Source organism: Marinomonas primoryensis, from assembly GCF_013372285.1.
In the GTDB taxonomy this organism is placed as follows: Bacteria; Pseudomonadota; Gammaproteobacteria; order Pseudomonadales; family Marinomonadaceae; genus Marinomonas; species Marinomonas primoryensis.
This window is the reverse complement of the sequence record NZ_CP054301.1, coordinates 3,295,256-3,307,595: the sequence shown is the minus strand read 5'-3', so window position 1 is coordinate 3,307,595 and position 12,340 is coordinate 3,295,256. Positions and strand designations below refer to the sequence as shown.

The window sequence follows — 12,340 nt, the reverse complement described above, 5'->3', positions numbered from 1 at the left end:
CATCGTGTTCGTTCATTTCAGATAAAGTAACAAGGAGGCAATATGATTACCGTACATCATTTAGACAACTCTCGGTCTCAGCGTATTTTATGGTTATTAGAAGAGCTTGGCTTGGACTATGGCATTGTTGAATACAAGCGAGATCCAGATTCCGCTGCCGCGCCAGAGTCCCTTAAAAAGATACACCCGCTAGGCAAATCTCCGGTGATTACCGATGGTGAATTAACCGTGGCTGAGTCAGGTGCGATTATCGAGTATTTGTTAGATCGCTATGATACGGAAAAGCGTTTGAGACCGATCGATGGTCAGGCGTTGTTGGATTACCGTTATTGGCTGCACTTCGCCGAAGGTTCTTTGATGCCGTTATTGGTGATGAAGTTAGTGATGATGAAGGTTCCTAAAAGTCCAATGCCCTTTTTTATTAAACCGATTGCCAAAGCCATTACGGGTAAAGTTCAAGAAAAATTCATTTTGCCGCGCATTAAGCCACAAATGCAGTTTATTGAAAAAACACTGGGTGAGCATACGTGGTTCGTTGGTGAGGAATTAACCGCTGCCGATATTCAAATGAGTTTCCCGCTACAAGCATCCAGTACACGGATGGATTTGTCCGAGTTTCCGAATATTGCACGCTTTATCAAGCAAGTCGAAGCGCAGCCTGCGTATCAAAAAGCGGTCGCCAAAGGCGGTGTTTTTATGACCTTGTGATTATGATGGTTTACGTAAAGGCATAGACGCTAGGTGTTTTTTATTTGATATTGATTCTCATTTACTGTATTTTTGTACGCACTTTAAACACTTGAGAAGAAATGATGTATTTTCGATCGATGAATCCTGAACAGCGAGCGACGCAGGAAGTTGGCGATTTGTATGAAGAGCATCATCAATGGTTAACAGGATGGATTCGTAGAAAATTAGGGTGTGATGAGTCAGCGGCAGATTTGACTCAAGACACGTTTGTTCGATTATTGAAAAAACCAAGCTCTTTTATGCGTATGGGGGAAGCGAGAGCATTCCTAAGTACCATCGCGAAAGGCTTGTATATTGATCATTGGCGAAGACGACAAGTAGAGCAAGCTTGGTTGGAATCTTTGGCGCATAGAGAAGAAGACTATGCGCCTTCTGCTGAGCATTCTGCGTCCATGATTGAGCTACTTTGCGAGCTCGATGCTATGATCGCAAAGCTCCCCAAAAAAGTGGCGAATACACTAATTTTTTCCCAAGTCCATGGTTTAACATACCGAGAAATCGCTGAACGTTTGTCTGTTTCTGAGCGTATGGTTAAGCGCTATATGGCTCAAGCCATGTTGCAATGTGTTTTACTTCAATCTGATCAATAGACTGCCAATTTTATGACATCCCCTAAACCTTCAAATTTTCACCATTTAGAAGAAGCGTCTGAATGGTTTGCTGTTTTGTCTGATGAGTCCGTTTCGAATATTGATCGTGAAGGTTGGCGAAATTGGCTTGAAAGCGACGCAGAACACCTTAAGGCATGGCAGCAGGTTGAATCTGTCGGCGTGATGTTCACCTCTTTCCAAGGTAATAATCTACAGCAATCTGCAGGACGTGTTTTAGACACCAGTCGCTCTAGAGATATTAGTCGTCGACAAATGATGAAAGGGGTAATGAGCATCGCTGGTGTGGCGTCTATAGGTTGGTTTGGATGGGAACAGACACCTTTACCTTCGATGGTGGCGTCTTGGACGGCTGATTTTCACACCTCTGTCGGTGAAGTGAGTCATTTTGCATTGGCTGATGGTACGAAAGTTTGGCTCAATACGAAGAGTGCGATGAATCGTGCTAACTCGTCTACTCTTCGACCGATTGCTTTGGTGGAAGGTGAGGCGTTATTTGAGACTGACGGTCAAGTGAATGGTCGACCGTTCAGTGTTACTTGTCAGCAAGCTGTTATGAAAGCCGCAACCAGCAAGACACGTTTTTGCTTACGTCACCTTTCAAATCAACGTGCTATTTTGGCGGTTTATGAAGGGACAGTGTCATTGGCTCCACTGATGTCTCGTCAGACGAAAGAAGTGAAAGCGGGCGAAGAAGTGGTTTTTGACAATCAATCGATTGGCAGGATACAGCCTGTTTTAGCGATTCATGAGTCTTGGACTCGGGGACTGTTGATCGTTGATGATATGGCATTATCCGATTTTATAGCTGAGATTGGGCGCTATCGTCATGGTTACATTAATCTTGACCCGAGTATTGCTGCGCTTCGGGTGATTGGTACGTATCCAACTCAAGACGCCAACTTGGTGTTTGATATGCTCGAAAATGCGTTTCCTATTCAGGTTAAGCGTGTCTTGCCTTGGTGGACAAGTATTTCTGCCGTCTAGATCTTATAAGAAAATGAAAATAGTTTTTCTTTTTATGTCCCCTTTTCAAACCCTCACTCGGTAATAGTAGTAATAAACATTATTATTACGGAATATTTTTATGTCATTTACCCCCTCAGTGCGATTTGTTAAACGTCGCGGTGCTTTGACGCTTCTGGCGGCCAGCATTGCTTTTGCAAGCGGATTAACTGCGTCGGCAGCCTACGCGGAATCCAGTTCGGTAAATGTTCGCTACTACGACGTGCCTGATGGTGCTTTGGCGCAAGCGTTAAATACCTTCGCGGCTATGTCCGGTGTGTTCTTAGGTGGCAGTGGCGAATTGCTTTCGGGCAAACGTACACTGGGTTTTGAAGGTGAGTACTCGACGGTACAGGCATTGGATCTACTGCTTTTCGGTACAGGTTTGTCTTATAAAATAGGTAAAGCAAATAGCATTGTTCTGATTGATCCCAATACAGTCACCGAAGGGGAAGATGGTATTACGTTGTCGCCCTTGATGGTTGAGGGAGGGAGGAGTTCAGCTGCATTGGGTAAAAGCGTTATTAGTTCGAGCGAAATTGAAAGTATGGCGGGAGATACCACCAACCTAACGGATCTATTAAAAGGGAATGGCGCTGTTCGATTCAGCCGTTCTTCCAGTACCTCTGCTAATAGTGCAAGTATGCGGCCAGATGAAGTGTCTATTCACGGTCAATCTCATTATCAAAACTCATACGTAATCGACGGAATATCCGCCAATAATGACTTGAATCCAGGGGACTCTGAAGACACTTACTCTAATCCAATTTCTCCGACAAATTTGAGTATGCTGTCTGGTAGTTCCTCTCAAAGTTACTATGTTGATCCTGATGCGCTTGAATCCGTAACCGTATATGACTCCAACGTACCTGTTGAGTTTGGCGGCTTTCTTGGTGGTGTGATTTCTTCGAAACTTAAGCGTTACGATGGCGAAGATTATTTGTCTGTTAAGTATGCGATCTCTAAGGATGAGTGGGATGAAATTCACGCAGGTGAAGATTTGGCTGAGGACTTAGCAGATGGTGACTCTATCGAAGGCGAGTATACGCCAGAATATTTAAAGCAACGCTATACGTTTACTGGCGCTCAGGGGATCACCGATAAACTGGGTATGACATTTACCGCATCAAGGGCAACGTCGGCTTTTGACCAGAGTTATGTGAAAAATATCGGCAATACGGTATATGGCAAGCAAGGCGTTGAATACGATGATACGGTTGATAACGTCATGGCTCGATTTGATTATAAGGCGACTCAAGATTTGGACGTTGGCGTGTCTATGTTATATGCCAATCGATACCACGATGGGGTTACTAATGCATCTTATGATTCGAAATTTGTAAAGTCTCACCAAGCGACAGGTATCGGTTTTGATACTGTGTTTCGTACTAACTCAGGTGTTTTGAAAACATTGCTTTCTTATGATGAAGCAAAAGATACTCTAGATTCAGACGATTCAACCTATGCCTACCATTACGTCGATTATTACAATGGAAATTGGCCCTATTCCGGTGGTTATGGCAACGTCAATCAGCAGCAAGATAGTGCAAAATTCATGGTTGAATGGCTACAAAATGCGTTTGATGTAGGATCGTACGAGCATTCCTTACAAACAGGTTTAGAGCTAGGTTATAAGAAAATGTTCTACGAAGTTGAGGGTGATATTGTTAGTCAGAATTATCGTTGTATCAACAGTGGTTGCGCAGATAGTAATGGCGATGGTGTGATTGATTATGATGATGAATACCTACGAATTACCAACATCATTGCCGCAAATAAATTAGAGAAAACGTATCATTCAGCGGCTGTTTATTTATCAGACACCATAAAAAAAGGAGACTGGACTCATTATTTTGGGGTTCGTGCTGATTATAGTTCCAGCCTAGACAATGTTGATTTATCGCCTCGTGTTACAACAGAGTGGGACGTTTTCAGTAATCAAAAAACGAAACTATTGGCGGGAGTGAATCGTTATTATGGTCGTGATTTCTTTCAATACGAAGTCAACAGCACGTTACGTTCATGGCGCACCATGTATCGTTATAATTCAGACGGAAGCTTAAATCGCCAAACAAATTATTCTGATCAGTCTTTTCGTGATTACGACCTAGATACACCCTATTCTAATGAGTGGAACATTGGGGTGGTTCAGCGTTTTGGCGTTGTTGATGCGACGTTGCAATTCGTAAACCGAGAAAGTCGTGACCTTGTCACCCGCACAGAAACAGAGGATGGCCTTGATTATTATACTAATGACGGCCGTAGTTCTACTGACACAGTGACATTAACGTTTGAAACACGTGATCCATTTGAAATTGGCGCAACAGACACCCATGGTAAGATTTCTATTAGTTACCAAGAAAGTGAAAGCAACACACTCAGTGATGTGTCTTATGAAGAAACGATTTCTTCTGATGAAATTTATTATAAAGATAGTGTGATATACGAGTCTCAGTTGCCATCATTTGACTTTAATATTCCTGTCAGTATCAGTTTCTCAACACGGACAGAAATCCCAGATTGGCGCTTAATTGTTGCCAATAGTATTAATGTGCAGTCGGGGGGGAAAGTGGCACAAGATACAGGTGAAAATTTCACGGATTCCACAGGCACTTACGATATTTATGACGATTTAAAATTCGACCACCTTATTACATTGGACACGTCTATCGAGTGGAAGCCTGCGTTGATTGCAGAGGTTGAGGGTTACATTAAATTGTCGGTTAATAATGTGTTTGATGATTATATCGATAAATCAACCAATTCAAATAGTTACTCATACACCCTTGGGCGTTCTGGGAGTCTAGAAGTTGGTATGCGCTTCTAATTTCATGTCTTTTTTTTCTTTTTACTCTCTCAAAACAGGGGCTCTTTCGAGCGCCTGCTTTGCTGTGTTTTGACTCTTTTAAGTGATGGTTTATATGGTGTTTCGTCGAAATTGCTTTAATGCGACGCATGTTGCGCTTCTGTTTTTATTGTCTGTTTTATCGTCGATAGCGAACGCACAAGATGGTGTATTAGGTTGGGATAAGCGAGTAGTGCATGGCACGTTGAACAATGGCTTTCGTTATTATTTGTTTGATTCTCGACAAGAAAAAGACGCGCCTGAAGGCCTAACCTTGGCGAATTTGGTGGTGCTATCTGGCGCCATCGACGAAGAAAAAGACCAGTTAGGTGTGGCGCACATGGTGGAGCACATGGTGTTTCATGAAAGTGATGGCCTGCCAAATGGGGTTCGACAAGCCTTTACCGATATGGGGTTCAAACAAGGTCGCGATTTCAATGCCATGACCAATAGCGAAAACACCCGTTATATGGTGAACCTGAGAGACAGCACGTCAGAGCGCTTGAATAGCGTGTTGGACGTTTATCAGCAGATTGCGTTCCACGCTCAAATCAAAGCGTCTTCTTTGGATAAGGAGCGCTTGATCATTCAAGAAGAGTGGCGCGGCAAGCTAAGCCATCGCTCACGCATTAACGAAGACAAAAAAGCCTTGTTACGTGTTGGCTCCTTGTACCCAGAGCGCCCTGTTATTGGCACACAAGCGTCGATTAAAAATACACCGGCTGACAAGCTACAAGCTTTCTATAAAGATTGGTACGCACCGAATAATATGGCGTTGGTGCTGTTTGCACCGGTGGATATGAAAGCGTTAGAAACCCAAATTAAGCGTACTTTTGGCGACGAGCCTGCGCGTGCGTTACCGATCCGACATCCGAAAGACCCTGTGCTAGACGATCAGCTGAAGATAGGTCAGCTGAATGATACTGGCAGTAAGGTGAATCGTGTTGCGTTCTTGTATCGCTTTAAGAGCGAATCGGATGGCTCCGACGACAGTCGCCGAAGTGGTCTGATCGATTACATGACGCGCAATTTGTTGACACAGCAAATTCGCCGACAGCGCGATGTATTACCAGAACACGTTCGTGTGTTGTCGAGCACAAAAGGTACGGTGTCTCCCAATGTTGCAATCCTAGGCTTTTCGGTGAATGTGGATGAAGGCTTTCATGCTGTAGGCTTGCAATCACTTATTCAAGAATTGGTGCGCATAAACACACACGGGTTTTCTCAGGCAGATTTCGATCGAGTGTATGACAAAGTGGTCGACACGGCGGAGCGAAATAAAACCGCTGCGAAAAGTCGTGGCACGATCTGGTCTGTGAAGATGGTGGAAGCGGTTACGTCAGACAAATCAGTGCATGATCCTGAAGAAAGCAACGATCGTATTTTACGTTTGGTGCAAAGCATTTCATTGGCGGATGTGAACGCTCGTTTAGATCAGTGGTTATCTTCTTCGGATCGTATTCTATACACGCAGGCCGTTGGCGGAAAAGGCGTTAATTTGGGGTCAATGAAAGACGTTGAAGCCATTTTTGATACGATGAAAAAGCGCCACCTAGCGCCGCTAGAAATAGAGCAAGAAGTCACAGAAAAGCGCTTGCCGAAAGTTACTCAAACTGGCTCGATTACCTTGATTAATAGGGAAAAAGAGCTGGGATTATCGAATTGGTCTTTGTCCAATGGTGATAAATTGACCTTATTAGACCCTCGCGTATTCGCGGAAAAATACCATTCTGTGTCGCCAGAAGAAACCGAACTCAGCAGTTATTTTTCTGCGGTGTCTGGTGCGGGTTACCATGTTGCCAAAGGCTCTCCTTGGGCGGAGCAAATTGCCGTGCAAATGTCTGAAGCAACGGGTATTTATGGCTGGACGGATGAGGAATTTCAAAAATGGCGTCGAAAGCATACTTTATCTTTGTCGTCTAAGCAGAAAGCGCAAAGCCTTGCTTACCGTGGTTCGATTGACGACGACAAGTTGGCTCAGCTGCTTGCGGTATATCGAGTCAATCAAGTGACGCCTAAGATCAATTCGGATGTGTACGATAATGTGATGGCGAGCCTGAAAAGGAATGCCGGCATTAACGTAGAGCGGCCAGTTGAAGTGTTTTCAAAACGTCTGGCGACCGCGCGTTTTGGCGACACCGATTTGGCGCCGACTTTGCCGATTCTAGAGTCCTTGACCCATGAGAAGTTAGAAGCAACTCGCCAAAAGCAAGTGGCGTTACCGGTGCATTACTTTATGGTGTCTCGTTTACCAGAAGGCGAGATTACGCGCTTAGCGTCACGCTATCTTGCGGGCATTCCTCGTAACACCGCAGCATACAGTGAGTCTGATTATGAAACGACATCAGTTTTGCAGCGTGCAGGGGAATCAACCGTCGACGTATCTTTGAACACAGAACCTAAAGCAGAGTATCGACTTTACGCGTATCAATCTCTGCCTTGGACGCCAATAGCGGCCGTTCAGTTGACGTATTTGGGTGAACGACTAGAGACGCAATTAAAGCAACGTTTACGCAGTGAAGTTCAGGGCGTTTATAGCGTTCGTGTGGGTCTTGAATTGAATAAAGACACCAATCGTGCCGAATTGAAAATCCAATACTCGAGCTCGCCAGCTCGGTTGGATGACCTCGCAAAAATGACCGAAACGGTGTTGGCTGAATTGCCAGACATCGTTACCCAGGATTGGGTGACGGATATCCATGCGGCATTTACCGATATTGAACAAAATCGTTTGAAAAATGCGTTAGATTCAACGCTATTGCATCGTTTAGAGTTGAGTGAAACCTTGTATGGTGATGCTCGGTATTTGCATGAAATGGATGCGCTGACGTCCGGTCTGACTCAGAGCAAGCTAAAAGACGTTGCAATGACATTGACCTTTAAAGACCGTGTGACAGGGTTGTACCGTCCTTTAGCTGAGTGACTTCTTATGATTTAGTCAGTGTGACTGAATGGATCTGATGTGACCGCTATAAAATGGTTTTTATGCTGTATATGGATCCGTTCTGATTGTCGTTTAAAAAGCGCCTTAGTGTTCATGCTAAGGCGCTTTTTTGTTTCTGCTGGTTGCTCGACTTATGAACAAGGCATGAATATGATGTCAGGATGTTATTTCACGATTTTGTTTTGTTAGGGAAACATTCATGTCGCGTCCTGTTAAATTGCTCAGCATTTCGATTGCTCTTGTTTGCCTTCTTCTGGCGCTAAACTTTGGTTTGCGCTCGTCGATGGGTTTTTTTATGGCGCCCATTTCAAACCAATTTGGTTATGGTCGTGAGGTATTTGCTTTCGCGTTAGCACTGCAGAATTTATGGTGGGGGTTGTCTCAACCGATTGCTGGTGCGTTTGCGGATCGTTTTGGTACGTTGAAAACCATTTGGATTGGCGCTGTCTTATACGCCTTAGGTTTGTATGTGACCGCCACGGCAGACGGTGTGTTCGGCTTAAATATGGGCGCCGGTTTCCTAATGGGCATGGGGATCTCGGCGACGGGGTTCGGTGTTGTTTTGCCTGCTATGGCGCGAATGGTGTCTCCAGAGAAGCGCTCTTTTGCTTTGGGCTTAGGCAGTGCGGCAGGGTCTGCTGGGCAGTTATTGGTGATTCCGGTTGCTCAAGGCTTTATTTCCGCTTACGGGTGGAGCACAGCGCTGATGCTGATGGCGTTATGTGCCTTGATGATGGTGTTGCTGTCTAGTCCATTCCGCCAGTCTAATGACGTGTCGGGCAACGCTGTTCAAAGCGTGTCACAAACTATGAAAGAGGCTTTGCAAGAAGCCAGCGCTTACTCTCATTATTGGTTGTTAGTGGTCGGTTTCTTTGTGTGTGGCTTTCAGCTGGCCTTTATCACGGTTCACATGCCGCCCTTTTTGTCTGATCAAGGTTTTTCGTCGGAAGTTGCCGTGGCGAGTTTGTCTCTGATTGGACTGTTTAATATTTTCGGTTGTCTTTTGTCGGGATCTTGGTCTGGAAAGTATTCGAAGAAAAAATTGCTAGCCATTATTTACGCATTAAGAGCGCTGTCTATTGCGGCTTTTATGTATTTCCCCATGACCACTTATTCTGTGTACGCGTTTTCAATTGTGACCGGATTGCTTTGGTTAGCGACCGTGCCGCCAACCTCTGGCATCGTGGCGCAAATGTTTGGCCTGCGTTACATGGGGTTGTTGTATGGCATTGTGTTTTTAGGCCATCAATTAGGTTCGTTTAGCGGTGTTTGGTTAGGTGGCTATCTTTACGACAAAACAGGCTCGTACGATGTTGTCTGGTGGGCGGCTTGTGTCATCGCGCTGATTACCGCGTTACTTCATGTCTTTATTGATGATCGTCCTATTGCGCGGCTTCGTACCGCAATGGCGTAACATTTTCCTTTGCCCTGTTTGAGGATGGTTATTTCAAGCGGGGCAAGCTGCCTCTTTTATAAGTTACGATTATTTTATGTCTTCTCCTTTGCAAGTATATCAAGCTCGGTTAGATCGTCACGAGGTGACGTATGATGAACGCCAGCAACCCGCATTGCTTGAGTTAGAGCGTGTTTTTCAGCAGTTGATTCAAAATACGAATAGATCCAGCGAAAAGCCACTGATGCAGATTAAAGGCGTTTATATGTGGGGCGATGTGGGTCGCGGCAAGACGTTTTTGATGGATTTATTTTATGAGTGTTTACCGCAGGGTGTGGGCCTACGGCTGCATTTCCATCACTTTATGGCGCGTTTGCATCGTGAATTGAATCTGGCTTTTGGACAAAAAAATCCCTTAAAAGGCATTGCAACGCGTTTGGCGTCAGAATGCAGCGTGCTGTGTTTTGATGAGTTTTTTGTCTCGGACATCGGCGATGCCATGCTGTTGGGTGGTTTGACCGACGCTTTGTTTGAAGAAGGTGTGGTGCTGGTGGCGACGTCTAATATTGCCATTGAGAATCTTTTTCAGAGTCAATTGCAAAAAGCGCGCTTTGCCCCTGCGATTGCACGACTACAGGCCAATTTAAGCGAATTTCACCTTGGTGGAGAGAAAGACCATCGGCTGCGTCATACAGGGTTTAATGCCATATATTTTGTTCAAGATGAACAGGATATGGCGGTGTTGTTTGATCAACTCTCAAAAGGTGAGGTTTCTTTACTGCCCTTATCCGTTTGTCGTCGTGCTATTGATGTGATTCAGGTCTCAGACAACATGGCATGGTTTGATTTTTATGCTCTGTGTGGTGGTCCTCGTTCGGCGTTGGACTACATAGAGCTCGCCCAACGTTATCCTTATATTGTGCTGACGGGGATTCCTGAGTTAAGCAGCGAACCGTTTGAACATATTAAAGCACGAGGCACAGAAGACGGTGCGATTGGTTCTGGGCAAACCGGTGAGCGAGCGGTGTCGTTAGGTGTAAACGATGACGCTGTTCGTCGATTCATTAGCTTGGTGGACGAGTGTTATGACCATCAAGTTGTATTGTTATTAAACGCCGCTTTGCCTTTGGAAAGTTTGTATTTGAATGGGTCTTTATTGTTTGAGTTTCGCCGTACGTACAGTCGTCTAATTGAAATGAAATCGTTTTATTATCAGCGGTTACGTTCTAAGGAAAGTTCTAAATAATTGATTTCATTGTTACTATTTTTGCTAAGTTTTTCGTTAAAACTTGATAAAAGGGTCATACGTAACCAATATATTTGGATGACACTAATAAAATGAAAATAGAGGAGGGCGGTCATGCAGTACGAAGATCGCATTGACGCGTTAGTCGCACCAAAAGGTGCGTTAGAGATGTTATCGCAAGATGAAATGGCTCGTTTGTCGGAAGAGTCTGGGCCGTTTCATGAATTGTTTCATCGTTGTGCTTTGGCCATTTTGAACTGTGGCAGTGATTCTGATGATCCACAGGCGGCCATGGAAGAGTTTAACGATTTTGAAATCCGCATCGTGCAAGAAGAGCGCGGTGTGAAATTACAGTTAAAAAATGCGCCAAGCTTTGCCTTTGTTGATGGCAGGATGATTAACAGCGTCCGCGAGATGTTGTTCAGCGTGCTACGAGACATTATTTTTACCCAGCATGAATACAGCTTTGCTAGCGGTTTAGAGGGTGCTAGCTCCAGTAAGTTGACCAATGTGGTGTTTGAACTATTGCGTAATGCGGATGTGTTTCGTCGCATTCAAAACCCGGACATGATTGTGTGTTGGGGTGGGCATTCTATTGCTCGCCATGAGTACGATTATACCAAACGTGTGGGCCATGAGCTGGGTTTGCGTGAGCTGAATATTTGCACTGGGTGTGGGCCTGGTGCCATGAAGGGGCCGATGAAGGGCGCTGCGATTGCTCACGCCAAACAGCGGATTAAGGATGGTGTTTATCTTGGGTTAACTGAACCTGGCATTATTGCCGCCGAGTCGCCAAATCCCATTGTGAATCAGTTAGTGATCATGCCAGACATTGAAAAACGCCTTGAAGCCTTTGTGCGTGCGGGGCATGGCATTGTAGTTTTCCCTGGTGGCGCCGGAACTGCTGAGGAAATCCTCTATATTTTGGGCATTCTTTTGCACCCTAAAAATGCGGATGTGCCTTTTCCTTTGGTGTTTACAGGGCCAAAAGAAAGCGCTGATTACTTTGAGCAAATTCATGCGTTTATCGGTGATGTATTGGGTGCTGAGGCGCAGAATAAATATCGTATTATTATTGAAGACGAAGTTGAAGTGGCTCGAGTGATGAAGCTGGGAATGGAGGAGGTGCGTCAGTATCGTAAAGCGCATAAAGATGCATTTTATTACAACTGGAAACTGCATATTCCAGAAGAATTCCAGCATCCATTTGAACCAACACATGAAAAAGTTCGTGAGCTAAATCTAACCTTTAATCAAGAAACGCATTTGCTGGCGGCGGATTTACGTCGTGCGTTTTCGTCTATCGTGGCTGGTAACGTGAAAGCGCAAGGCGTGGCGTATATTAAAGAGTTTGGCCCGTTCGAGATTCATGGCGATAAAGCTCTGTTGGCAAAACTAGATGCCTTGTTGCAAGCTTTTGTACTTCAACAACGAATGAAGCTTCCTGGTAGCGCGTATGTGCCTTGCTATAAAGTGATCACCGACTAAAACTATTTTAGTTAATAAATGAAAAAGGCCTCTAATGAGGCCTTTTTAGTGTCTGGATATG

At 44.7% G+C, this 12,340-nt stretch carries 8 protein-coding genes; all 8 read left to right on the top strand.

Going from position 1 to position 12,340, the window contains the following annotated elements; genetic code table 11:
* Nucleotides 1-42 precede the first annotated feature (42 nt).
* The 8 genes from MP3633_RS15410 (at nt 43) to ppnN (ending at nt 12,279) form a co-directional block, all read left to right on the top strand.
* Complete coding sequence (locus MP3633_RS15410) at nt 43-708, top strand: glutathione S-transferase family protein (RefSeq protein ID WP_176336183.1); 666 nt, start codon at nt 43-45, stop codon at nt 706-708.
* Nucleotides 709-809: 101 nt separating this feature from the next.
* On the top strand, nt 810-1,340 hold the full coding sequence (locus MP3633_RS15405; RefSeq protein ID WP_244959684.1) for a sigma-70 family RNA polymerase sigma factor: 531 nt from the start codon (nt 810-812) through the stop codon (nt 1,338-1,340).
* Between the two features lie 12 nt (nt 1,341-1,352).
* Complete coding sequence (locus MP3633_RS15400; RefSeq protein ID WP_176336182.1) at nt 1,353-2,345, top strand: FecR domain-containing protein; 993 nt, start codon at nt 1,353-1,355, stop codon at nt 2,343-2,345.
* A gap of 100 nt (nt 2,346-2,445) precedes the next feature.
* Nucleotides 2,446-5,190, top strand: a complete 2,745-nt coding sequence (locus MP3633_RS15395; protein ID WP_176336181.1) for a TonB-dependent receptor — start codon at nt 2,446-2,448, stop codon at nt 5,188-5,190.
* Nucleotides 5,191-5,284: 94 nt separating this feature from the next.
* Nucleotides 5,285-8,131, top strand: coding sequence for a M16 family metallopeptidase (locus tag MP3633_RS15390; RefSeq protein WP_176336180.1), 2,847 nt, complete (start codon nt 5,285-5,287; stop codon nt 8,129-8,131).
* Nucleotides 8,132-8,351: 220 nt separating this feature from the next.
* Nucleotides 8,352-9,566 carry an MFS transporter gene (locus MP3633_RS15385; protein ID WP_176336179.1) on the top strand — a complete coding sequence of 405 codons (1,215 nt, stop codon included), beginning with the start codon at nt 8,352-8,354 and terminating at the stop codon, nt 9,564-9,566.
* A gap of 76 nt (nt 9,567-9,642) precedes the next feature.
* Nucleotides 9,643-10,791: a cell division protein ZapE gene (gene zapE, locus MP3633_RS15380; protein ID WP_176336178.1), complete on the top strand. Its 1,149-nt coding sequence runs from the start codon at nt 9,643-9,645 to the stop codon at nt 10,789-10,791.
* Between the two features lie 114 nt (nt 10,792-10,905).
* Entirely contained in the window at nt 10,906-12,279 is a 1,374-nt protein-coding gene (gene ppnN, locus MP3633_RS15375) for a nucleotide 5'-monophosphate nucleosidase PpnN (RefSeq protein ID WP_280526382.1), read from the top strand.
* Nucleotides 12,280-12,340: the final 61 nt, after the last annotated feature.